This is a genomic window from Kineococcus lubricus (assembly GCF_050871965.1).
Lineage (GTDB): Bacteria > Actinomycetota > Actinomycetes > Actinomycetales > Kineococcaceae > Kineococcus.
Genome location: NZ_JBJLSK010000024.1, coordinates 1 through 22,937, shown reverse-complemented (window position 1 = coordinate 22,937; position 22,937 = coordinate 1). Strand labels below are relative to the sequence as shown.

Sequence of the window (22,937 nt, the reverse complement as noted above, 5' to 3'; positions counted from 1 at the left end):
AGCGTGAACGCCCAGCCGGCCGGTCAGCCCTCGCGCTGCTTGCGCCACCGGATGCCCGCGTCGAGGAAGCTGTCGATCTCGCCGTCGAAGACGCCGTCGGTGTTGCCGACCTCGAAGTTCGTGCGCAGGTCCTTGACCATCTTGTACGGCTGCAGGACGTAGGAACGCATCTGGTTGCCCCACGACCCGGAGTCCTCGCCCTTGAGCGCGTCGAGCTCGGCCTGCCGGTCCTGGCGGGCCTTCTCCAGCAGCTTGGCCTGCAGGACGCGCATCGCGGCGGCCTTGTTCTGCAGCTGCGACTTCTCGTTCTGGCAGGTCACGACGATCCCGGTCGGCAGGTGGGTCAGGCGCACCGCGGAGTCGGTCGTGTTGACCGACTGCCCGCCGGGGCCGGAGGAGCGGTAGACGTCGACGCGCACGTCGTTCTCGGGGATGTCGATGTGGTCGGTCTCGGCCACCACGGGCAGGACCTCGACGCCGGCGAACGACGTCTGCCGGCGGCCCTGGTTGTCGAAGGGGGAGATCCGCACGAGGCGGTGGGTGCCCTGCTCCACGCTGAGGGTGCCGTACGCGTAGGGCGCGGCGACCTTGAAGGTCGCGGACTTGATGCCGGCCTCCTCGGCGTAGGAGGTGTCGTAGACCTCGCTCTTGTAGCCGCGGCGCTCCGCCCAGCGCAGGTACATCCGCATCAGCATCTGCGCGAAGTCGGCCGCGTCGACGCCCCCGGCCTCGGCGCGGATGGTGACCAGCGCCTCGCGCGGGTCGTACTCCCCCGACAGCAGGGTGCGGACCTCCAGCTCGGCCAGGGACTTGCGGATCGCCGCGAGCTCCTCCTCGGCCTCGGCCAGGGAGTCCGCGTCGCCCTCGGACTCGGCGAGCTCGACGAGCACCTCGAGGTCGTCGATGCGCCCGCCCATCTTCTCGATGCGCTCCAGCTCGGCCTGCACGTACGACAGCCGGCTCGTCACGCCCTGGGCGCTCTCGGGGTCGTCCCACAGGTCCGGCGCGGCGGCCTGGTCGTTGAGGTCGGCCAGCTCCCGGCGCAGCCCCTCCAGGTCCGACACCTCCCGGATCGAGGCGTACGTCGTGCGGAGGGCGGAGATCTCGGCGGGGAAGTCTGTGGCGGCCACGACCGACGAGTCTACGTCCGTGGCCGGGCCGGCGGATCAGGCGGCGACCGGGCGGCGGATCGGGCGGCGGATCGGGCGGCGGACCGGGCGGCGGCTCAGACCGGGCGGGTGAAGGCCGCCGCGCCCAGCTCCCGCTCCCCGCCGGTCACCGCCCGCAGGACCCGCTCGGCCACCTCCCGCGGCGCCAGCCCCGCCGGCAGCCGCGGCGCCGTCCCGGCCACCGGCCGCGTCGCCAGCCCCGTCTCGGTGTGCGGGGGCCGCACGTCCAGCACCCGGAACCGCTCCTCACGGGCCAGGGCCCGCACGAACGCCGACAGCGCGGCCTTCGCCGCCGAGTAGGCGGCCATCCCCGGCTGCGGCCGCTCGGCCACCACCGCGCTCACCACCACCGCGAACGGGTCCCGCCCGGCCCGCAGGTGCGGGACCGCGGCCCGCAGCAACCGGATCGGGCCGATCGCGTCGGCCAGGAACAGCTCGTCGAGCAGGTCGTCGTCGGCCTCGGTCGCCGGCCCGAAGGCCACCACCCCGGCCGCGTGGACCAGGCCGTCCAGACCGCCCAGGTGCGCGACCGCCTCCTCCACGAGCCGCTCGGGCTCCCCCGGCAGCCGCAGGTCCGCGGCGACCGCGCGGGTGCCGGGCACCTCCCGCGGCGTCCGGCTGCTGACGACGACCCGCGCGCCCGCGCGCAGCAGCCCCTCGACCAGGGGCGCGCCCAGCCCGCCGCCCGCGCCCGTCACCAGCACCCGGGCCCCGTCCAGCGTCTCGTGGTGGTCCACGCCGCCACGCTGGCACGCTCAGCGCAGCTCGGCGACCGCGGACGAGCGGGCCACCACCTCCACCCGGGCGAACCGGGCCGGCACGAACGCCGTGAACGGCGGCACGGTGACCAGCACCAGCTCCACCCGGGCCGTGCGCCCGTCCGGCGTCCCGGTCCCCGCACCCACCACGACCCCCGGCAGGTCGGCGTGCGCGTCCAGGTGGTCCCGGGCGCTCGCGCGGACGGAGGCGTCGGTGAGCAGGACGTCGCCGCGGGCGTAGTAGCGGTCCTCGTCCAGGGCGTCGGCCGCGTCGCGGGCGCAGGCGTCGGCGAGGGCGTAGAGCCGCTTGCGCTGCAGGTGCACCGCCGAGGCCGACACCACGACCAGCACCAGGACCACCGCGAGCAGCCCGAAGGCCAGCGACAGCAGCGCGATGCGGCCCTCGTCGCGGGGAGCGCGGTCCACCCGCCGGCTCACGGGGCGAAGCGGTCGACGACGGCGACGCGGCGCACGCTGACGGGCACCTCCAGGGGCACGACGTCCCCGAGGAACGCCGGCACCAGCGGCAGGGCGACGTCGATCCGGACGGTCGCGGCCACCTCCCCCTCGGGGGTGCGGCACGGGTCGGCCGAGCAGCGGACGTCCAGGTCCGCCGCGGCCGGCGGCAGGCCCTGGTCGGTGACGGCGAGCGCGACGGCCTCCCGGACCCCGCCGTCGGCGGCACCGGTGGCGACGAGCCGGGCGGCCTGACCCGCCCCCGACTCCGCGGCGAACGTCGCCGCCTGGACGCGGCCGAGGGTCAGGACGAGGTAGGCGACCGGCACGAGCAGCAGCACCCCGACGGCGAGGAACTCCACAGCGGCACTGCCCTCGTCGGCGCGCCCGCCCCTCACGCAGCCGCCTCCACGAGCGCGTGCCCGCGGACGACGAGGGCCCGCGGGCCGAGGAACCCCAGCACCGGCAGCGGCGCCACCACCTCGACCTCGACGGCGGGGCGGCCGGCGACCGCGGTGCGGCGCGCGGTCACCTCCCGCGCGAACCGGGGCGAGAGGGAACCGGTCAGCAGCTCCCGGGTGCGGGCGGCGCCGTCGGCGGCGGAGCGGCCGCGCAGCGCGCCGAACCGGGCGCCCTCCCCGGCGCAGTCCGCGGCCGTCGCCCGCACGTGCTGCACGACGGCGAGCTGGACGACCGCGGCGAACAGCAGGCAGAGCAGACCGGCGACGGCGGCGAACTCCGCGACGGCCGACCCCTCGTCGCGCCGCGGGGTCACGACCGGGGTCACGACCGGGGTCACGACCGGGGTCACGACCGGGGTCACGACCGGGGTCACGACAGGGGTCACGACAGGGGTCACGACAGGGGTCACGACAGGGGTCACGACAGGGGTCACAACTGCCCGACGACCGCGTCCATGGCCGCGGTGAACAGGGCCGCCAGCCGGGGACCGGCGACGGCCCACAGCCCGACGACCAGGCCGGCGGTCATGATGGTGACCAGGACCCAGCCGGGCACGTCGCCGCGGTCGTCGTCGGCCAGTCCGGCCAGTGCGGTCAGGTGGTTCTTCAGGTCGTGCAGCACGGTGTCCTCCTGCGGTTCGGGTTTCTCGGGTTTCTCGGGGTTTCAAGTCGCCAGGTCCAGCTGGGCCAGACCCGGGTAGACGGCGAACACCACGACGGTGGGGAGGATCCCGAAGACGACGGGGACCATCATCCGGACCTCCTGCCGCCCCCCGGTCTCCACCAGCCGCCGGTGCTCGGCGTCGCGCGCGTCGGCGACCTGGGCGCGCAGCACGTCGGCGAGCGGGCTGCCCGCCTCGACCGCGACGCAGATCGCGTCGGCGAACCGGCTGAACGGCGGCACCTGCCAGCGGCCGGCCAGGTCCGACAGCGCGTCCAGCAGCGGCGTGCCGGTGCGGACGCGGCCGAGCGCGCCGCGCAGCCCGGCGCACAACGGCCCGTGGCCGGCGGCGACCCGTTCGAGGGCGGCGGCGACGTTCTCCCCCGCGGCGACCGACAGCGCCAGCAGCTCGGCGACGGCGGGCAGGTCCGCGACGAGTTCGCCGCGGCGGCGCCGCACCGCGCGGGCCAGCAGCTCGTCGCGGGCCAGGGCTCCGCCGGCGGCCCCGACGACCATGGCCGCGACGACCGCCACCGGGTTCGCCCCGGCCCCGGCCCACACCGCGACCAGGGCCGCGGCCGTCGCGCCGCAGGCCCACAGGACCTGCTGGGCGCGGTACCCGGGCAGGTCGACCGCGGTGTGGGGGGTCAGGACGGTGAGGCGTTCGGTGACGACGCGCCCCGACCCCAGGCGCTCCCCCACCGCGGCCGCGAGCGCCCGCAGCAGGTCCCGCGACCGGGTGCGCCGCGGCGCGAGGTACGGGACCACCCGCGCGGCCAGGGACGGTTCGCGGCGCCACGGCACGCCCGCCACCACGAGCGCCGCGCCGAACCCGGCGAGCAGGCCCGCCCACGCCCCGGCGTTCACGACAGCACCCGCCGGGGTTCGGGCAGCCGACCGAGCCGCAGCATCACCCGGTAGGAACCGGCCGACACCGCCGCCCCGGCGGCCAGGACCAGCGCGCCGGTGGTGTCGCCGTACGCGGCGAGCGTCCCGGGCCGGGTGGCGAGCAGCCCCAGCACGATCCACGGGGCGGCGACGGCCAGCCGGGCGGCCGAGACCGTCCAGCTCTGCCGGGCCCGCAGTTCCCCGCGGGTCCGGACGTCCTCGCGCAGGTACCCCGACAACGTCCGCAGGGTCGCGCCGAGGTCGCTGCCGCCGACCTGGCGGGTCATCCGCAGGGTGGCCGCGAGGCGGTCGAACACCGGGTCGGCCAGTTCGGCGCGGACCCGGTCGAGCTCGGTCTCGAACGCCCCGCTGGCGCGGTGGGCGGCGGCGAACCGGGCGAACGCGGGCCGGAACCGCTCCGGGCCGCGCACCGCGAGGGAGCACACGGCGTCCGGCAGCGCGGCCCCGGCGCGGACCGCGGCGGCGAGCGCGTCGACGGCGTCGGGCCACTGCGCGGCGGCGTCCTGGCGACGGCGCGCGACCCGCCCGCGGGCCAGTTCCACCGGCGCCCACGCCGCGGCGCACGCCGCGCCGAGACCGAGGACGGGCAGCCCGGTCAGGGCCGCGACGAGGACCCCCGCGACCAGCCCGGCGAGTACCAGGGCGGCCAGGAACACCGGCGACGGCACGTCGGCCCAGCCCGCGGCGTCGAGCAGGGTGCGCACCGGGCGCCGGGGCCGGCGGGTGCGGGCCGGGCGTTCCCAGCAGGACCACCACAGGCAGAAACCCCCGACCCCGACCAGCGCGCCGACCGCGACGCCGGTCACCGCGCCCCGCCCAGGAGCGCCCCGAGGTCGAAACCGGCGCGGGTGAAGCGTTCCCGGTGCGGCGGCCAGCCCGAACCGCGCACCAGCCGTCCGTCGCGGGTGCCGAACACCTCGGCCGTCTCCACGACCCCGCCCTCGCTGCGGCCGGTGACCGCGACGACCTCGCGCACCCGGCGGCGGCCGCCGGCGTCGAGCTCGGCGTGCACGACGAGGTCCAGGCTGGAGGCGACGGCCGGGACGACGAAACCGCTGGTGACGTTCTCCCCGGCCAGCAGCGGCAGCGTGCACATCTTGGCGACCGCGTCGGCCGCGGAGTTCGCGTGGACGGTCGCCGCGCCGGGCAGGCCGGAGTTCAGGGCGATGAGCAGGTCCAGGCTCTCGGCCTGCCGCACCTCGCCCACGACGAGGCGGTCCGGCCGCATCCGCAGCGCCTCCTTCACCAGGCGGCGCAACGGGATCTCCCCGCGCCCCTCCAGGTTCGGCTGGCGGCACTGCATGGCGACGACGTCGCGGTTGTGCAGCTGGAGCTCGAACACCTCTTCGCAGGTGATGATGCGCTGGTTCGCCGGGACCGAACTCAGCAGGCAGTTCAGCAGCGTCGTCTTCCCGGCCTGGGTGGCCCCGGACACCAGCAGGTTCAGCCCCGAGGCGACGGCCGCGGCGAGGAACCGCGCGGCCTCGGCGGTGAGCGACCCCAGGCCCACCAGGTCGTCGAGGTGGCGGGCGCGGGCGACGAACCGCCGCACGTTCACCGCCCAGTGGGCGCGGGTCACGTCCGGGATGACGACGTGCACCCGGGAACCGTCGGGCAGGCTGGCGTCGACGAACGGGCTGGACAGGTCGACCCGGCGGCCGGTGCTGGCCAGCATCCGCTCGACGAGCTCGGCGACGGTGTCCGCGTCGAGGATCGTGGTGGTGAGCTCGGCGACCCCGCCGCGCGCGACGAACACTTTGCCGGGTTCGTTGATCCAGATCTCCTCGACCTCGGGGTCGTCGAAGTACCGTTGCAGCGGACCGAAACCGGAGACGGCGGCGACGACCTCGCGGACGGTCCCGGCGCGGTCGGTGAGACCGGGCAGCGAACCGTCGAGGGACCGCAGGTCGTAGTCCAGGACGACGGCGTCGACCAGCGACCGCAGTTCCGCGGCGTCGCCGCGGAAACTCCCCGCGGCGATGCGGCGGCGGACCTGGGTCCGCACCTCGTCCTCGACCAGCTTCACGGCGTCCACCGCGCACCTCCCCTCGAACTCGTCGGCGGCGACGGTACGGGAACCGGCGGATCGGCGTTCGGGTGATGTGGACAACTCCCCGCGGGGCGCCGGGTGTGGACGACGCCGGTCCCGCGCCGGGTGATCCTGCCACGATCCGGCGGTGCCGTTCCGGATGACCGTGCTGGGGGTCGACGTGGAGATCGAGGTCCCGCCGGGAACCACCCTGGCGGCTCTCCGCGCCCGGTTCGAGGAGGTCACCGGCCCCTGGCCGGCGGACTGGGCATCGGTGTGGGAACTGGACGGGGAACCCCTGGCCGGGGCCGTCGTCGGGATGCCCCCGCTGCTGGCCGGGGCGGTCCTGCCCCCGTCCCCCGGGCCGGTCCCGGTCCCGCGCGGCGGGCTGGAGTTCTCCGTCGTGGCCGGCCCGCGGGCCGGTGCCCGGTTCCTGCTGCCGCCGGGGACCCACGTCCTGGGCCGGGAGGGCGCGGTGGCGGTGGCGGACCCGTCGGTGTCCCGCGCGCACGCCCGGTTCGACGTGGGCCGCGACGGGGCGACGGTGCGTGACCTCGGTTCGCTCAACGGGACCGACCTGCTGCACGCGGGCGGACGGACGGCCGTCCGCGACCCGGTGGACCTGCCGGCGGGAACCCTCGTCGCGGTCGGCGACACCGTCCTGCGCACCGGTCCGGTGCCCGTCGCGGCCGCGGTCGTGCGCCCCGACGCCGCCGGTCACCTGCTGCTGAACCGCCCCCCGCGCCTGCTGGGCGACGCGCCGCCGCAGCGGTGGCGCTGGCCCGTCCCCGAGCCCGCCCCGCAGGCCCCGGGGTTGCCGGTGCTCGCCCTGGTGGTCCCGCTCGCGGTGGCCGGGGTGCTGGCGGTGCTCTGGTCGCCGTTCTCGCTGCTGCTGGGCCTGGCCTCCCCCGTGGTGGCCGGCGGGCAGTGGTGGACGCAGCGCCGGCGGCACCGGGACCTGCTGGAGCGGCGGTCCGCGGACCTGACCGCGCAGCGGACCCGGGTCGGCGCGGAGGTCGGACGCGCCCTGCGGGGCGAGCACGACGTGCGGTCGGAGCGGCACCCGGACGCGGCGGCGCTGCTGGCCGCGGCGACCCGGCGGGGCGACCGGCTGTTCGCCCGGTCCCCCGGCGACCCGGACCACCTGACCGTGCGGGTGGGGCTGGGCGACCGGCCCGCGGCCTCCGCGACGGTCGAGGGTGAGGGGGCACCGTCCACGCTGCTGCGGGACGTCCCCGTCGTCGTGGACCTGCGCGAGGGCCCGGTGGGGGTGTGCGGGCCGGGCCCGGACGTCGCCGGGTGCGCCCGCTGGCTGCTGGCGCAGCTCGCCGCGCACCAGTCGCCGTCGGAGGTCGTGCTCGTCACCGGCCCGGACGCGGAGTGGGCCCGGTGGCTGCCGCACCACCGGCCCGCGCCGGACGGCGACGTGCTGGCCGCTCCGGTGGCGCACGTGCGGGCCCGCCGGGAGCGGCCCGGCGGCCCCGACGTGGTCGTCCTGCTGGACCCGGTGGGCTGGTGGCGGGAGGACCCGCGGCTGGCCGAGGTGCTCACCGACGGCCCGGCGCTGGGGGTGCACACCCTCTGCCTGGGTGCGCTCGTGGCCGACCTGCCCACCGAGTGCCGCACGGTCGTCGACCTGGCCGGCGGCGAGGTCCGGTCCGCGCAGGGGTCGGTGCCGTTCCGGACCGACCTGGTCGACGAGGGGTGGGCGGAGGGGTTCGCCCGCGCTCTCGCGCCGCTGCGGGACGCGGCGGGCGGGGCGGCGAGCGCCGTGCCCGCTGACGTGCGGCTGCTGGACCTCGTGGGGCCCTGCGCGGCGGCGGACCTGGTGGAGCGCTGGCACACCCCGGTCGCGGGGTTGCCCGCGGTGCTGGGGGCCGACGCGCAGGGGGCGGTCGGGGTGGACCTCGTGGTCGACGGCCCGCACGCGCTGCTGGCCGGGACGACGGGGTCGGGCAAGTCGGTGCTGCTGGCGACGCTGGTGACGTCCCTGGCCCTGGCGGTCCCGCCGGAGGGGCTGCAGTTCGTCCTGGTCGACTACAAGGGCGGTGCCGCGTTCGGGGAGTGCGTGCGGCTGCCGCACGTGGCCGGGCTGGTGACCGACCTGGACGACCGGCTCGCGGGCCGGGTGCTGCGCAGCCTGCGGGCGGAGGTGTCGCGGCGCGAGCGGGTGCTCGCGGCGGCGGGGGTGGCGGACGTGCGGGACCTGCCGGCGGGGACGGTGCCGCGGCTCGTCGTCGTCGTGGACGAGTTCCGGGTGCTGGTGCAGGAGGTCCCGGAGTTCGTCGACGGCCTGGTGCGGCTGGCCTCGGTGGGGCGGTCGCTGGGCGTGCACCTGGTCCTGGCCACCCAGCGGCCCGCGGGGGTGGTCTCGCCGGAGGTCCGGGCCAACACCGACCTGCGGGTCGCGCTGCGGGTGCAGGACCGCGCCGACGCCGAGGACGTGGTCGGGGACCCGCGGCCGGCGGGGTTCTCGGTGCCGGGGCGGGCCGTGGTGCGACGCAGCCGGTCCGGGTCCGAGGGGTTCGCGCAGGAGTTCCAGACCGCGCGGACCCGGGGGCCGGTGGCCGCGGGCGGTGCGCGGGTGCGCCCGGTGGGGACGGCCCCGGACCGCGAGGAGGTCGACGACCTGCCCGCGCTGGTGGACGCGGTGCGCGCGGCGGCCCGCGGCCGTCGCCTCCCGGCGGTCCCGTGGCTGCCGCCGCTGCCCGACGTGGTGCCCGCGGCGTCCTGCCGGTCGGAGCAGGGACTGGCCTGGGGGCTGCTGGACGTCCCGGACCGGCAGTGCCGCGAGGTCGCCGTCTGGGACCTCGACGCCGGGCAGCACCTGCTGGTCGCCGGGGGCGTGCGCAGCGGGCGGACGACCCTGCTGCGCCGGCTGGTCGTCGAGGCCGGTCACCGCGGCGGCGGGGAGGTCCACGTGCTGGACGCGGGGGGCGGGCTGCGGGACCTGGCCGGCACCGGGACGACCGGGTCGGTCGTGGCGCTGGCGGAGGTGTGGCGCGCGGGGCGGCTCGTCGAGCGGGTGCAGGCCGAGGTGGACCGCCGCCGGTCGGCGGGCCGGTGGCCCGGGCCGGTGCTGCTGGTGGTCGACGGCTGGGAGGCGTGGTCGGCGGCGCTGACGGCGGCGGACCCGGCCGTCGGCGTGGACGGGCTGCTGCGCCTGCTGCGGGAGGGCTCGGGGGTGGGGGTCCGGGTCGTCGTCGCCGGGGACAGGCAGGCCCTGACGGGCGCGGTCGCGGGGGCCGTCGGGTCGGTGGTGCTGCTGCGCACGGCCGACCGGGCCGACGCGGCGCTGGTCGGGCTGCGCCCGGCGGACCTGCCGCGGGCGGCCCCCGCCGGGCGCGGGGTCCTGGTCGTGGACGGGTGCGGGCGGGAGGTCCAGGTGGCGCTGCCGGCCGCGCCGGCGGTGGGCGCGCCGGGGGCCACGACGCTGGGGGTGGCGGCGCTGCCCGCGCGGGTCGAGGTCGAGCGCACGGGCACCGGTGCGGGGGGCACGGGCCTGCTGCTGGGTCGCGGCGGCGACGACGCCGGGCCGGTGCGGGTGGACCCGTCCCCGGTGCTGCTGGTGTGCGGTCCGGCGGGCAGCGGCCGCACCCAGGTGCTGCGGACGCTGGCCGCAGCGGTCGCCGATCCCGTCTGGGCGCGCGCGGTGGACGCGGGCACCCTGGCGGCGGCGCTGGCGGCGGGCCGCCTGGTGCTCGTCGACGACGTCTCCCGGCCGCTGCCCGCCGGGGTGGAGGACCTGCTGGTGGAGGCCCTGCGCGGGGGTGGCCCGCTGCGGCTGGTGGTGGCCGGGGAGGGCGCGGAACTGGTCGGCGGCTTCCGCGGGCTGCCGGCGCTGGCCCGGGCGTCGGCCCGCACGACGGTGCTGCTGGGGCGCGACGGGCGGGTCCCGGCGGAGGTGCTGTCGCGCCGGCCGGTGGCGGCACCGGGGCCGGGCCCGGGCGCCGGGTTCGTCGTGCGCGACGGGGTGTGGACGAGCGTGCGGGTCGGGGTGCCGCGGTGCGCGGTTACGGTGGCCCCGTGACCGCTGTCCCGAACCCCACCGCGACGTTGCGGGCCGCGACCGCGGCCGACGCCCCCGTGATCGCCGAGCTGGTGCGCGAGCTGGCGGAGTACGAGCGGGAGCCGCAGGCGGCGACGGCGCGGGCCGAGGACTTCGCCCGGGCGCTGGGGCCCGGCACGGGCATCGGGTGCGTGCTGGCCGAGGTGGCGGGGGACGACGGCGTCGAGGTCGCGGGGATGGCGTTGTGGTACACGACGTTCTCGACGTGGCAGGGCCGGCAGGGGATGTGGCTGGAGGACCTGTACGTGCGCCCGGCGCACCGGCGGGCGGGGATCGGGTCGGCGTTCTTCGCCGAGCTGGGGCGGATCTGCGCGCAGCGGGGGTTCGGCCGGCTGGAGTTCTCGGTCCTGGACTGGAACACCCCGGCCCACGCCTTCTACCGTGCACTGGGTGCTGCTCCCCAGGAGGGGTGGACCGTCTGGCGCGTCGACGGGGATCGGCTCGCGGCGCTGCCGGAAGCCACCTCGTCGTGACCGGTAGTGTTCACCCGTATACGTTGAGCTTCGAAGCTCCCCGTTCCGCCCGGCCCCGAGAGGACGCAGCCTCGTGACGACCCACACGACCGGCGACCCGACCGGCGACCCGGTCGCGGAGACCTCCACCGACCTGGTGGAGCTGCGGGTCCCCGCCGACCCGGCCTACCTGACCGTGGTGCGGACGGCCAGCGCCGGGCTCGCGGCCCGGCTCGACCTCACCCTCGACGAGATCGAGGACCTGCGGATCGCGGTCGACGAGGCCTGCACCCTGCTGCTGGGCCCCTCCCCCTCCGCCGACGAGCTGGTCGCCACGTTCCGCCTGGGGGACGGCACCCTCGAGGTCGAGGTCCGCGGCCCGGCCCGCGAGCTGCCCGAGCGGTCCAGCTTCGCGTGGGCCGTCCTGGAGGCCCTGGTGGGCGAGGTGTTCACCGGGACCTCCGCCACCGGCGCCTGGATCGTCCTGCGCCACAGCAAGACCACGGGAGCGCCGACGACGCTGGTCGCGGGCGTCGGGTGAACCGGACGTCGCGTCGCCCCCCGGCGCGGGACCTCCCGGCGGCGCGCGGTGGGGAGCACGACGCACCCGACCGCGACGAACCGGATCAGGAAGGACCCGGCCACGACGAACCCGACCAGGACGCCTCTCCGCCGGTCCCCGCACCGCTGAGCGCGCGCGACGCCGAGGACGCGCCCCTGCTGGCCCGGATGGCCGCCCTGCACCCCGGGGACCCGGAACGGTCGCGGCTGCGCGAGGAGCTCACCCGGCGGCACCTGCCGCTGGCCGAGCACCTGGCCAACCGCTTCCTGGGCCGGGGCGAGCCGCAGGACGACCTCGTCCAGGTCGCGACCATCGGCCTGCTCAAGGCGCTGGACCGCTTCGACCCCGCCCGCGGCGTCCCGTTCGGCGCGTACGCCGTGCCCACGATGCTCGGGGAGATCAAGCGGCACTTCCGCGACCGGGGCTGGGCGATGCGCGTCCCCCGTCGGGTCCAGGAGGCCGGCCGTCAGCTGGCCGACGCCCGCGAAGCCCTGACCCAGGAACTCGGCCGCGCACCGACCGTCACCGAGCTGGCGCAGCGGACGGGGCGGGAGACCGACGACGTCGTGGAGGTGCTGGAGTCGGCGAACGCCTACTCCACGCTCCCCCTGGACACCGGGTCGCCCACGTCGCCGGCCCTCGCGCTCGGCTCCGACGACGAGGCCCTGGGGAACGTCGAGAACCGCGAGGCGCTGCGGCCGCTGCTGGCGGCGCTGCCCGCGCGCGAGCGCCGCATCCTGGCCCTGCGCTTCGTCCGCGGGCTGTCCCAGGCGCAGATCGCCGCCGAGGTCGGGATCTCGCAGATGCACGTGTCCCGCCTGCTGAGCCGCACCCTCGCGCAGCTGCGCGAGGACCTCGGCGACGTCGACGGCGGGTAGACCTACCGCCCGACCTGCGCCGAGACCGACGGCAGGAACAGCCCGACGCCCACCGCGACGGCCGGCAGGACGAGGATCAGCCCGAGCAGCGGTGACCCGCCGCTGAAGGCCGGCAACCCGGCCGCGACCTGCAGCACCTGCCACACGACCAGCGGGGACCGGGCCCAGGCGGCGCGGCCCAGCAGCCCGCGGGCGCAGAACGCGATCGCCGCGGCGAACCCCACCGCCAGCACGACGACCGAGAGCACCGCGGCCGGGGCCCGGGACCCCTCGACGACGAGGCCGTGCACGAGGTAGGCCGCACCGGCCAGCAGCAGCAGCGCCTCGAAGCCCACGAGGGCGGCGATGACGGTGAGCAGTGGCGTGCGCGGGGATCCTGGCGCAGCCTTGGAGGTCGGGGCGGACGGCACGAGGAGCACGGTACGACGGGTCCGCGCCCGACCGCCCGGTGTCCCCCCTCCGGGGGCCATCACCCGGCGTGTCCGGCCGGGCGCGCCGTGAGATCGGGATGACGAGGAGGAGTCCAGCGTGTTACGACCGTGTGACGTACTCGACAGACCTTCTCGCCGATCGACCTGGTTGAACCCCTTGTGAAAGGACGCACGAAGTGTGACCCTTGATTCCGACGCGATCCCCGACACACGTCGTCACCTGGGAAGTTGCAGGTGATCGAGCATGTGTCCCGGCACCGCCGGCGTTGCCGGTGCTCAGGGATCCCGCGTGTCCATCTCGTTACGGCGGGGCAGACACGCGTGTCCTGAGACCGACCACACGCTAGAAGGAGTGGAACACCCATGGACTGGCGCCACACCGCCGCCTGCCTCGACGAAGACCCCGAGCTCTTCTTCCCCATCGGCAACACCGGCCCCGCGATCCTCCAGATCGAGGAGGCCAAGGCCGTCTGCCGCCGCTGCGACGTCGTCGACTCCTGCCTGAAGTGGGCGCTGGAGACCGGCCAGGACGCCGGCGTGTGGGGCGGGATGAGCGAGGACGAGCGTCGTGCGCTCAAGCGCCGCGCCGCCCGCGCCCGCCGCGCGAGCTGACCCGGCACCGCACCACGACGCCGGCGAGGCCCCCGACCACCAGGTCGGGGGCCTTCCTGCACGCCCTCAGTTGCGGACGCTGCCGATCTGGGCGGCGTCCCGCCGGACCCGCAGGTCCAGCCGGACCTCGGTCCCGCCGGCCTCGCTGGCCCCGAACTCCATGCGCCCGCGCAGCTCCCCCGCGACCAGCGACCGCACGATCTGCGTCCCGAGCCCGGAACTGCCGACCTGGAAGTCCTCCGGCAGCCCGACGCCGTCGTCGCTGACGACGACCTCGAGCCGGTCGTCGGCCGTGTGCTCGACCTTCACCACGACCGTGCCCGCCTTGTCGGAGCCGAAGCCGTGCTCGACGGCGTTGGTGACGAGCTCGGTCAGCACGAGCGCCAGGGCCGTCGCGTCCTCCTGGCGCAGTTCCCCGAAGCGGCCCTCGCGCACCGTCCGGACCCGCTCGGCGTTCTCCATCGCGACCTCGGCGGCCATCATGAGGCAGCGGTCGAGGACCTGGTCGAAGTCGACGTTCTCGTCGATCCCCTGCGACAGCGTCTCGTGCACGGTGGCGATGGTCGAGACGCGGCGCATGGCCTCCTGCAACGCCGAGCGCCCCTCCTCGGAGTGGATCCGGCGGGCCTGCAGGCGCAGCAGCGCCGCCACCGTCTGCAGGTTGTTCTTGACCCGGTGGTGCACCTCCCGGATCGTCGCGTCCTTCGTCATGAGCTCGCGCTCGCGGCGGCGCAGCTCGGACACGTCCCGCACCAGCAGCAGCGCGGCGATGCGGTTGGTGGCCCCGTTCTCCCTGCGGGTCAACGGGATCGCGCGCATCGACAGCGTCGCCGCCTCCGTCTCCAGGTCCGTCCGCCACGGCGCCCGCCCGGTCACCACCAGCGGCAGCGACTCGTCGACCGGCAGGTGGGACGCCGCCAGCGAGCTGGAGATCTCCGCCAGGTTCGCCCCGACCAGCTCGCCGATCAGGCCCGCGCGGTGGAACGCCGACAACGCGTTCGGGCTCGCGTACGTGACGACCCCCTCGGCGTCCAGCCGCAGCATCCCGTCGCCCACGCGCGGCGCCCCGCGGCGCGGGCCGGTCGGCGCGGCCGTCTGCGGGAAGTCACCGGCCGCGATCATCCGGGTCAGGTCGTCGGCGCACTTGACGTAGTTCAGCTCCAGCCGGCTCGGCGTGCGCGACGTCGCGAGGTTCGTGTGCCGGGCCAGGACGCCGAGGACCACGCCCTCGCGGACCACCGGGATCGTCTCCTCGCGCACGGGGACGTCGTCGTCCCACTCGGGGTCGCGCCCCCGCAGGCTGCGGGCCTCGTCGAACGTGGTGTCGACCTGCGGACGGCGGCCGCGTTCCAGCAGCGCCCCCACGACGTCGTCGTAGTGCACGGTCGGCCCGGTCGTGGGGCGGCAGTGCGCCACCGCCACGAAGTGCTGCCGGTCCGCGGTGGGCACCCACAGGACGAGGTCGGCGAAGGAGAGGTCGGAGATGAGCTGCCAGTCGCCGACGAGCAACCGCAACCACTCCGCCTCGGCGCCGTCGATCGCGGTCCGGGAGTGCAGCAGGTCCGACATGGTGGGCACCCGACGAGCCTACGGCCCACCCCCGCACCGCCGGGCGATCACCCCGCCCGCAGGACCGTCCGCAGCGCCCGCAGCCCCACCGACAGCGCCGCGAGGTCGCCGGCCCCCGGCTCCCCCTCCAGGTCGGTCATCGTCTGCTGCGCCCGCCGGACCGCCGGGGCGTGCGCGGTCTCCCAGGCCCGCACGGCCTCGGCCGCGTCCAGCGGCCGGCCGGTGGGGACCTCGGCCACGACGGCGGCCGTGAAGTCCCGCACGGCCGCGTACAGGTCGTCGCGCAGGGCCGCGCGGGCCAGCGACTGCCAGCGGTCGGTCCGCGGCAGCGCGGAGATCCCGCTCAGCACGGACTCGATCGAGTACCGGTGCGACAGCTCGTACCAGACGGCGGTGATCTCCTCGACCTCCCGGCCCGTCGCGTCGGCCACCTCCACCACGTCCAGCAGCGGGAACAGGGACAGCAGCGTCACCGTGCGCAGGGCCTCCTCGGCCGGGACGCCGCGGTCGGTGAACAAGGCCGCCTCGGCCTGCAGCGCGGCCGCGTCCTCCCCCCGGATCAGCCCCTCGCCGTCGGCCACCGCGGCCAAGCGGGGAGCCAGCCGGGCGACGGCCGGGCCGAAGCGGGCGATCTCGGCCGGGACGTCGACGCCCTCGGGCCGGGTGTGCAGCAGCCACCGCACCGAGCGGTCCAGCAGCCGCTGGTGCTCCTGCCGCAGCCGCGCCTGCGCGAACGCCTCGACCCGCCCGTCCAGGGCCTCGACGGCCGCGGCGCGCTCGGGCAGCCCGAACACCTGGGAGGCCACGACGAAGGCGCGCACCACGTCGGCCGGGTCGCTGCCGGTCTCCTCGGCCGCGCGGAACGCGAAGGTCAGCCCACCGGTCCCGACGACGTGGTTCACCAGCACCGTCGTGGCGATCTCGCGGCGCAGCGGGTGGTCGGTGAGGTGGTCGCCGAACCGCTCCCCGAGCTCGGCGGGGAAGTACCCGCGCAGCGTCTGCGCCACCCAGGCCTCGTCCGGCATCGAGCTGGCCAGGACCGCCCGGCCCAGGCTGATCTTGGCGTGCGCGAGCAGCACCGACAGCTCGGGCATGGTCAGCCCGGACCCTTCACGGGCACGCCGGTCCAGCTCGCTCGACGACGGCAGCGCCTCCAGCCGCCGGTCGACGTCCCCGGCGCGGACCAGCGCGTCCAGGAACCGCCGGTGCGCGGGCAGCAGCCCCGACGCGAAGCTCCCCTCGACGCTCAGCACGACGTTCTGCTCGTAGTTGTCCCGCAGGACCAGCCGCCCGACCTCCTCGGTCATCCGCAGCAGCGTCTGGTCCCGGTCGGCCGGGTCCAGCTGCCCCTGCGTCACGAGGTGGTCGAGCAGGATCTTGATGTTCACCTCGTGGTCGCTGCAGTCGACGCCGGCGGAGTTGTCGATGGCGTCGGTGTTCAGCTTCACGCCCTGACCGCCGTTGCCGGCCGTGGCGGCCTCGATGCGCCCGCGCTGGGTCAGGCCCAGGTTCCCGCCCTCGCCGACGACCTTGACCCGCAGGTCCCGGCCGTCGATGCGGATGGCGTCGTTGGCCTTGTCCCCGACGTCGGCGTGCGACTCGGTGGAGGCCTTCACGTACGTCCCGATGCCCCCGTTCCAGAACAGGTCCACGGGTGCGGCCAGGACCGCCTTGAGCAGGTCCACCGGCGACAGCGACCCGGTCGAGGGGTCCAGTCCGAGACGCTCGGCGACCTGCGGGCTGACCGGGATCGACTTCGCCGTCCGCGGGTACACCCCCCCGCCGGCGGAGATCAGCGAGGCGTCGTAGTCGGCCCACGACGAGCGCGGCAGCGCGAACAACCGGGCCCGTTCGGCGTGCGAGGCCGCCGGGTCGGGGTCGGGGTCGAGGAACACGTGCCGGTGGTCGAACGCCGCCACCAGCCGGATCCGCTGCGACAGCAGCATCCCGTTGCCGAACACGTCGCCGCTCATGTCCCCGACGCCGACGACGGTGAACGGCTCGGACTGGGTGTCGTGCCCGAGCTCGCGGAAGTGCCGCCGCACGCTCTCCCACGCCCCCCGCGCGGTGATGCCCATCGCCTTGTGGTCGTAGCCGACCGACCCGCCCGAGGCGAACGCGTCACCGAGCCAGAAACCCCGCGAGACGGCGATCTCGTTGGCGATGTCGGAGAACGACGCCGTGCCCTTGTCGGCCGCCACCACCAGGTAGGAGTCGTCCCCGTCGTAGCGCACGACGTCGGTCGGCGGCACCGTCGTGCGCACCGGCCGGCCGTCGGGCCCCTCGACGGTGCGCAGGTCGTCGGTGATGTCGAGCAGGCCGGAGATGAACGTCCGGTACGACGCGATCCCCTCGGCCCACCACGCGTCCCGGTCCACCGACGGGTCCGGCAGCTGCTTGGCGACGAAACCGCCCTTGGCGCCGGTGGGGACGATGACGGCGTTCTTCACGATCTGCGCCTTCACCAGCCCCAGCACCTCGGTGCGGAAGTCCTCGCGCCGGTCCGACCAGCGCAACCCGCCGCGGGCGACCTCCCCGAACCGCAGGTGCACGCCCTCCACGCGCGGGGAGTACACCCACACCTCGGCGTGCGGAGCGGGTTCGGGCATCCCCGCCACCAGGCGCGGCGCCAGCTTGAACGACAGGTACGGGTGCGGCTGCCCGTCCGGGCCGCGCTGGTACGCGTTGGTCCGCACGACGGCCTGCACCACCGACAGCAGCGCCCGCAGGATCCGGTCGGCGTCCAGGCTCGCGACCCCGTCCAGCGCGCCGCGGGTCTCCTCCTGCAGCGCGTCGACGAGCTCGGCGCGCTCGCTCTCGTGCCCGGGCCGGGTCGGGGCGAACCGCGCCTCGAACAGCCGCACCACGAGCCGGGTGATCCCGACGTCGTTCAGCAGGCAGTTCGCGACGTAGTCCAGCGAGTACGCCAGGCCGACCTGGCGCAGGTAGCGCACGAGCGCGCGGACCACGGCGACCTGGTTCCAGGTCAGCTGGCCGGCCAGGACGAGCCGGGCCAGCGAGTCGCTCTCGGCCCGTCCCGCCCACGCCGCCGCGAAGGCCTCGGTGAACCGGGTGCGCGCCGCGGCCGGGTCGGCGTCCAGCTGCCACACCTCGACGGGCAGCCGCAGCCCCACGTCGTCCACCCAGACCCGGCGGCCGTCCTCGCGGGTCAGCAGGTGCGGGCGCTCGTCGGTGACCTCCACGCCGAGGTCGGTCATCACCGGCAGCACCGCGCTGAGGGTGACGGGGCTGGTCCGGTAGCTGGTCAGGCGCCACGAGCGCGGCTGCTCGGGGTCCTCGCGCAGGTGCAGGGCGGGCTGGTCGCCCGACCCGCCCGCCAGCAGGTCCTCGGCCCGCTCGAGGTCGGCGACGGCGCGCTCGGCCGGCACCGAGGCGCGGTAGCCGTTGGGGATGCCCGCGGCCCACCGGCGGACCAGGGCCGCCCCGGCGTCGCCGGACCGCTGCCGGGCGGCGTCGACGACGTCGTCCTCCCAGGACCGCGCGGCCCGGGCGACGTCGGCCTCGAGCTGCGAGACGTCGACGTCGCTGAGCTCCTCGCCGGCGCGGGCGCGGACCACGACGTGCAGCCGCGCCAGCACCGACTCGGACACCCGCAGCGTGTGCTCGACCGACCCGCCGTCGAAGGCGTCCATGAGCAGCTGCTCGATGCGCGCCCCGACCCGCGTCGTGTACCGGTCGCGCGGCAGGTACACCAGGCACGACATGAAGCGGCGGTAGTCGTCGCGACGCAGGAACAACCGCGTGCGGCGACGCTCCTGCAACCGCAGCACCGCCAGCGCCGTCGCGAGGATGGACTCGACGTCGGACTGCAGCAGCTCGTCGCGCGGGAACGTCTCCAGGATGCTCAGCAGGTCCTTCGCGGAGTGCCCGCTGGAGCCGAAACCGGCCCGCTGCAGCACTTCGGCGACCTTCTCGGCCACCACCGGCACCCGCTTGACCGAGTCGGTGTACGCGACGGAGGTGAACAACCCGAGGAAGCGCAGCTCCCCCGTCACGGCGCCCCGAGCGTCGAACTTCTTCACCCCGACGTAGTCGAGGAAGGCCGGCCGGTGGACGGTCGCCTGCGCGTTGGCCTTCGTCACCACCAGGACCTGCGGTTCGGTGGCCTTGTCCCGCACCGGACCGGACAGCTTGCGCTCGCGCCCCCCGCGGCGGCCGGGGCGGTCGGCGAGCACGCCGAGCCCGGTCTCGGGCCGGGCCACCAGGACCATCTCCTCGGCGCCGTCCTCGCCCTGGGTCTGCAGGTCGTACTCGCGGTAGCCCAGGAACGTGAACCGGTCGTCGGCCATCCACCGCAGGAACCGCTCGGCGGTGCGCAGCTCCGCCTCGGGGATGCCCTTGGGCGGGTCGATCTGCAACGCGTCGGCGATCTGCAACGCCTTGGCGCGCATGGGCTGCCAGCCGTTCACGGCGGCGCGGACGTCGTCCAGGACGCTGCGCAGCTGCGCCAGCAGCTCCTCGTCGTCCCCGGCCGCGGAGTCGACCTCGATGCGGATCCACGACTCCGCCGGTTCCGAGGGCGGTGCGGTGCCGACGTCGTGCAGGTCCTCCAGCCGCCCCTCGGGCGAGCGGCGCGCCGCCAGCCGCGGGTGCACCAGCAGGTGGATCCCGCGCCCGGCGCGGGTCAGGGCCGCGGTGAGGCTGTCCACCAGGAACGGCATGTCGTCGGTGACGACCTCCAGGGTCGCGCGCCCCTCCCCCGCGCCCGAGGCGACGCCCTCGACCAGGCGCGCCAGCGTCGTCCCCGGGAGGCGCTGCGCGCCGCAGCGCACGTGCGAGGCGACGGCGGTGAGCAGCTCCGCGGGGTCGCGCTCGGCGAGGTCCTCGGGGGCGGTGTGCGCGTAGTAGTCCAGCAGCAGTCGTTCGACGGCCGTCCCGGACCGCAGCGCGTCGGGGATCCCCTCCCCCCAGGCCTCGTCACGAGTGGTCGACGCGGCTCGCACGAGCTCGCGGACGCTGCCGGCGGGGGCCGAGGTGGAGGTGGGCATCACTGCTCCGTGTCGCGGGTGGGTACGCCCGACCACCCTAGTGGCGATCACCGCCGCCGCGCAGGAGGACCGGGGGCCCGGGACCTACAGTGGCCCCGTGCCCGTCCAGTTCTCCGAGCGCGCTCAGCTGCCCGCCGACCCGGCCACCGTCTTCGGCGTGCTCGTCGACCCCGAGTTCCTGCGCGCCCGCGCGCGACGGTCCGAGGCCGTCGACCACACCGAGTCGGTGACGGCCGACGGGGACGTGACGGTGGTGTCCAGCTCCCGGACCGTCCGCACGGACGTCCTGCCCGCGGCGGCCGCCCGGTTCCTCGGCGCCACGGCCGTCGTCGAGCAGGTCGAGCGGTGGGAGCCGGCCGCCGCCGACGGCGGTCGCCGGGGCCGGCTCACGCTGACCGTCCGCTCCGCCCCGGTCGAGCTGGTCGCCACGGCGCTCCTGACCCCCGAGGGCACCGGGACGCAGCACGCGCTGGACGGCTCGCTGACCGTGCGCGTCCCCCTGCTGGGCGCCCAGGTCGAGCGGGCCGCCCTGCCCGGGCTGCTCCAGCTGATCCGCTCGGAGGTCGACCTCGCGCGGGAGTGGTCCTCCCGCTGAGGGTCAGGGACCGGCGACGAGCAGGAGGGGCAGCTCACCCGCGTCGTACCAGAGCAGGTCGTGCCCCTCGCACGCCTCCACCGTGAACCGGGCGTCCTCGTCCCCGGCGTCGGCCGCCGGCAACGCCGCGACGGCCGCTCGGACGTCGGGTTCGGCTTCGGCGTCGTCGACGTGGATGCTCGCCAGGTCCGCCAGCCGCAGCGGCACCGTCAGCCGCACCTGCGACCGCTCGGGCGCCGACCACGCGCCGCGCTCGACCTGCACCGCAGCGTCCGGGACGTCCAGCGCGAGCACGACGCGACGCGGGGCCTCCTGCGCGGTGAGCTGCCGCACCGACTGCTCCGCCGCGTCGGTCATGGCCACGTACTCCAGCTCCTCCTCCAGGTCACGAGGATCGGCGTCGGCGTAGTAGTCGCGCAGCGTCGGGGTGACGGCGTGGACGGTGACGGGTGCGGGCGCGAGCTCGCCGGAGTCGGCCAGGCGCGCCAGGGCGGTCAGGGTCGTCGGCCAGTACACCCGCACCGCTCAGCCCTCGCGGCCCGTCGAGGGGGCCGGGCCCGCGCCTTCGGTGTCGTCGGCGTCGTCCCAGTCCTCGTCGAACACGATGCCGTCGAGCTCGTCGAGGCGTTCGGCCGCGTCGGTCTCGCCGTCGCTGTCGGCCTCGGCGGCCTTGACCAGCCACTCGCGCGCCTCACCGTTGCGCCCCACGGAGATGAGCGCGTCGGCGTACGCGTACCAGAGACGGGCGCGCCAGGGGGCCCGGCTGTTGGTGCGCAGCTGCGGGACCTGCAGCGACACGACGGCCGCCTCGTGCTGGCCCAGGTCGTGCCGCGCGCCGGCGGCCACGATGAGCATCTCGACCTTGGCGGGGGTGTCCAGCCCGCCGACCTCCGGGGAGGAGGCCAGATCCAGGGCGCGTTCGGGACGGCCGAGGCCGCGTTCGCAGTCGGCCATGAGCGGCAGGTAGCTGTCGTCACCGGTCATCCGGCGCACGGTGCGCAGCTCGGCCAGCGCCTCCCGGAAGTGACCGGCCTTGTACGCCGCGATCCCGGCGGCCTCGCGGACGGCGGCGATGCGGCCACCCCGCTTCTGCGCGGCCAGGGCGTGCTGCCACGCCGCCTCGGCGTCGACGTCCACGAGCCGGCCGCTGGCGACGAGGTGACGGGCCACGAGGTCGGCGTTCTCCCCCGTCAGGCCCTGCAGCGCACGACGGACCTCCGGCGCGAGTTCCTTGCCGGTGATGTCGTCCGGGATGCGCGGGCCGGACGGACGCGGCGCCGGGCGGGTGTCCCGGCCCCGGTCAGGGCCGGCGGACCGGACCGGGCCGCGGTCGTCACGACGGGGACGGCCACCGGTGGCACCACGCTGCGGGCGCTCACGGACGGGCCGCTCAGGACGCGACCCACCCCGGGAGTCCGCACGCTGCGGCCGGTCCTCGCGGGGGCGGTCATCACGGGGCCGGTCATCACGGGGCCGGTCGCGGAACGACCGGTCCGGACGCGACCCACCCCGAGCAGCGCCACCCTGACCGCGGTCGTCCCGACGGTCGGGCCGACCCGCCCCGCGGGCGTCGTCGCGCTGAGGACGGCCCTGGCGCGGACGGTCGCCACCCGAGGAAGCCCGGGCCTCCCGGCGGGGCTCGCTCTGACGGTCGTCACGGGGACGGCTCACGCGCGGCCCCCGGTCCTCCCACGGACGGTCGTTCCGACGGGGTTGGTCGTCGCGGTAGCTGCGAGCCGGGCGCGCTTCGTCCCGCGCGCCGTCGCGTGCAGGACGGTCCTCGCGGTAGGGACGCTCTCCCCGCGGGGCGCTACCCCGGACGGATCGGCTCGGGCGCTGGCTGTCGCCGGCCGCGGACGCACCACGCGGCCGGTCGCGCTCGTACCGGTTGCCGCCCCCAGCGCGGCCACCGTTGGCCGTACCGTCGGCACGACGAGGACGGTCGGGGCGGGAGCCCGCGGAGTCTCGGCCGGCACCCGTCGGACGACGGTCACCGTTGCCGCGACCTCGTGCACCTGGTTCTGCCATGTCCATCTCCCACCTGCCGCGCTGAGCGCGGTTGTCCTCGTCACTGTTCACGTTGAGCTCGACGCGCGAGCGGTCCAGCGTCTCACGAAAGAGGCCGGACATGCGTGTAGGGGAGCAGTGCCCTCCGAAGAGGTACTACTCCCCTACACGATCTCACTACACAAGAGTGAGTGGCCGGCGGTGACCTACTCTCCCACCCAGTCTCCCGGGCAGTACCATCGGCGCTGGTGGGCTTAGCTTCCGGGTTCGGAATGAGACCGGGCGTTTCCCCACCGCTATGACCACCGGA

At 76.1% G+C, this 22,937-nt stretch carries 20 protein-coding genes and 1 rRNA gene; 6 read left to right on the top strand and 15 right to left on the bottom strand.

Annotation, left to right across the window (positions count from 1 at the left end):
* Nucleotides 1-23: 23 nt before the first annotated feature.
* The 9 genes from prfB to ACRYRX_RS17080 all read right to left on the bottom strand — a co-directional run bounded on the left by prfB (nucleotide 24) and on the right by ACRYRX_RS17080 (nucleotide 6,449).
* A complete protein-coding gene (gene prfB, locus ACRYRX_RS17120; RefSeq protein WP_432513699.1) occupies nucleotides 24-1,130 on the bottom strand; it encodes a peptide chain release factor 2 in 1,107 nt (368 codons plus the stop codon).
* A 95-nt stretch (nucleotides 1,131-1,225) separates the two neighbouring features.
* On the bottom strand, nucleotides 1,226-1,906 hold the full coding sequence (locus ACRYRX_RS17115; protein WP_432513696.1) for an SDR family NAD(P)-dependent oxidoreductase: 681 nt from the start codon (nucleotides 1,904-1,906) through the stop codon (nucleotides 1,226-1,228).
* Between the two features lie 18 nt (nucleotides 1,907-1,924).
* Nucleotides 1,925-2,365, bottom strand: coding sequence for a pilus assembly protein TadG-related protein (locus ACRYRX_RS17110; protein ID WP_432513695.1), 441 nt, complete (start codon nucleotides 2,363-2,365; stop codon nucleotides 1,925-1,927).
* Complete coding sequence (locus tag ACRYRX_RS17105) at nucleotides 2,362-2,781, bottom strand: pilus assembly protein (RefSeq protein ID WP_432513693.1); 420 nt, start codon at nucleotides 2,779-2,781, stop codon at nucleotides 2,362-2,364. Before ACRYRX_RS17105 ends, ACRYRX_RS17110 begins: the two co-directional genes overlap by 4 nt.
* Nucleotides 2,778-3,218 (bottom strand): TadE family protein, encoded by a 441-nt coding sequence (locus ACRYRX_RS17100; protein ID WP_432513690.1) that lies wholly within the window; start codon nucleotides 3,216-3,218, stop codon nucleotides 2,778-2,780. Before ACRYRX_RS17100 ends, ACRYRX_RS17105 begins: the two co-directional genes overlap by 4 nt.
* Before the next feature lie 56 nt (nucleotides 3,219-3,274).
* Nucleotides 3,275-3,466, bottom strand: coding sequence for a hypothetical protein (locus ACRYRX_RS17095; RefSeq protein WP_432513688.1), 192 nt, complete (start codon nucleotides 3,464-3,466; stop codon nucleotides 3,275-3,277).
* 42 nt (nucleotides 3,467-3,508) lie between these two features.
* Nucleotides 3,509-4,372 carry a type II secretion system F family protein gene (locus ACRYRX_RS17090; RefSeq protein ID WP_432513687.1) on the bottom strand — a complete coding sequence of 288 codons (864 nt, stop codon included), beginning with the start codon at nucleotides 4,370-4,372 and terminating at the stop codon, nucleotides 3,509-3,511.
* On the bottom strand, nucleotides 4,369-5,220 hold the full coding sequence (locus ACRYRX_RS17085; protein WP_432513685.1) for a type II secretion system F family protein: 852 nt from the start codon (nucleotides 5,218-5,220) through the stop codon (nucleotides 4,369-4,371). The genes ACRYRX_RS17090 and ACRYRX_RS17085 overlap by 4 nt, the downstream gene beginning before the upstream one ends.
* Nucleotides 5,217-6,449: a CpaF family protein gene (locus ACRYRX_RS17080; RefSeq protein ID WP_432513683.1), complete on the bottom strand. Its 1,233-nt coding sequence runs from the start codon at nucleotides 6,447-6,449 to the stop codon at nucleotides 5,217-5,219. Before ACRYRX_RS17080 ends, ACRYRX_RS17085 begins: the two co-directional genes overlap by 4 nt.
* 142 nt (nucleotides 6,450-6,591) lie before the next feature.
* Here ACRYRX_RS17080 and ACRYRX_RS17075 point away from each other — a divergent pair, with 142 nt between their 5' ends.
* From ACRYRX_RS17075 to ACRYRX_RS17060, 4 genes are all read left to right on the top strand, one after another.
* On the top strand, nucleotides 6,592-10,473 hold the full coding sequence (locus ACRYRX_RS17075; RefSeq protein ID WP_432513681.1) for an FtsK/SpoIIIE domain-containing protein: 3,882 nt from the start codon (nucleotides 6,592-6,594) through the stop codon (nucleotides 10,471-10,473).
* Entirely contained in the window at nucleotides 10,470-10,985 is a 516-nt protein-coding gene (locus tag ACRYRX_RS17070) for a GNAT family N-acetyltransferase (protein WP_432513679.1), read from the top strand. Before ACRYRX_RS17075 ends, ACRYRX_RS17070 begins: the two co-directional genes overlap by 4 nt.
* A gap of 73 nt (nucleotides 10,986-11,058) precedes the next feature.
* The gene (locus ACRYRX_RS17065; RefSeq protein ID WP_432513676.1) at nucleotides 11,059-11,505 is read left to right on the top strand and encodes an ATP-binding protein; all 447 of its coding nucleotides are present in this window, start codon (nucleotides 11,059-11,061) and stop codon (nucleotides 11,503-11,505) included.
* Nucleotides 11,502-12,404: a SigB/SigF/SigG family RNA polymerase sigma factor gene (locus ACRYRX_RS17060; protein ID WP_432513674.1), complete on the top strand. Its 903-nt coding sequence runs from the start codon at nucleotides 11,502-11,504 to the stop codon at nucleotides 12,402-12,404. The genes ACRYRX_RS17065 and ACRYRX_RS17060 overlap by 4 nt, the downstream gene beginning before the upstream one ends.
* 2 nt (nucleotides 12,405-12,406) lie before the next feature.
* Here ACRYRX_RS17060 and ACRYRX_RS17055 read toward each other — a convergent pair whose 3' ends face one another.
* On the bottom strand, nucleotides 12,407-12,814 hold the full coding sequence (locus tag ACRYRX_RS17055; RefSeq protein ID WP_432513672.1) for a hypothetical protein: 408 nt from the start codon (nucleotides 12,812-12,814) through the stop codon (nucleotides 12,407-12,409).
* Nucleotides 12,815-13,198: 384 nt separating this feature from the next.
* Here ACRYRX_RS17055 and ACRYRX_RS17050 point away from each other — a divergent pair, with 384 nt between their 5' ends.
* A complete protein-coding gene (locus tag ACRYRX_RS17050) occupies nucleotides 13,199-13,447 on the top strand; it encodes a WhiB family transcriptional regulator (protein WP_106211318.1) in 249 nt (82 codons plus the stop codon).
* Nucleotides 13,448-13,513: 66 nt separating this feature from the next.
* Here the strand turns inward: ACRYRX_RS17050 and ACRYRX_RS17045 are convergent, their stop codons facing one another.
* On the bottom strand, nucleotides 13,514-15,016 hold the full coding sequence (locus ACRYRX_RS17045; RefSeq protein ID WP_432513782.1) for a sensor histidine kinase: 1,503 nt from the start codon (nucleotides 15,014-15,016) through the stop codon (nucleotides 13,514-13,516).
* Nucleotides 15,017-15,063: 47 nt separating this feature from the next.
* Entirely contained in the window at nucleotides 15,064-20,025 is a 4,962-nt protein-coding gene (locus ACRYRX_RS17040) for an NAD-glutamate dehydrogenase (RefSeq protein WP_432513669.1), read from the bottom strand.
* Between the two features lie 97 nt (nucleotides 20,026-20,122).
* Between ACRYRX_RS17040 and ACRYRX_RS17035 the strand changes: the two genes are divergently transcribed.
* Complete coding sequence (locus tag ACRYRX_RS17035; protein ID WP_432513667.1) at nucleotides 20,123-20,620, top strand: DUF2505 domain-containing protein; 498 nt, start codon at nucleotides 20,123-20,125, stop codon at nucleotides 20,618-20,620.
* 3 nt (nucleotides 20,621-20,623) lie between these two features.
* Here ACRYRX_RS17035 and ACRYRX_RS17030 read toward each other — a convergent pair whose 3' ends face one another.
* The 3 genes from ACRYRX_RS17030 to rrf form a co-directional block, all read right to left on the bottom strand.
* Nucleotides 20,624-21,136, bottom strand: a complete 513-nt coding sequence (locus tag ACRYRX_RS17030; RefSeq protein WP_432513665.1) for a DUF6912 family protein — start codon at nucleotides 21,134-21,136, stop codon at nucleotides 20,624-20,626.
* 9 nt (nucleotides 21,137-21,145) lie between these two features.
* On the bottom strand, nucleotides 21,146-21,790 hold the full coding sequence (locus ACRYRX_RS17025) for a hypothetical protein (RefSeq protein ID WP_432513663.1): 645 nt from the start codon (nucleotides 21,788-21,790) through the stop codon (nucleotides 21,146-21,148).
* Between the two features lie 1,030 nt (nucleotides 21,791-22,820).
* Nucleotides 22,821-22,937 (bottom strand): 5S ribosomal RNA (gene rrf / locus ACRYRX_RS17020).

Coding starts and splice junctions, on each gene's coding strand:
- ACRYRX_RS17050 (WP_106211318.1), top strand. CDS start 13,199: ATGGACTGGCGCCACACCGCCGCCTGCCTCGACGAAGACCCCGAGCTC.
- ACRYRX_RS17040 (WP_432513669.1), bottom strand. CDS start 20,025: ATGCCCACCTCCACCTCGGCCCCCGCCGGCAGCGTCCGCGAGCTCGTG.
- ACRYRX_RS17045 (WP_432513782.1), bottom strand. CDS start 15,016: ATGTCGGACCTGCTGCACTCCCGGACCGCGATCGACGGCGCCGAGGCG.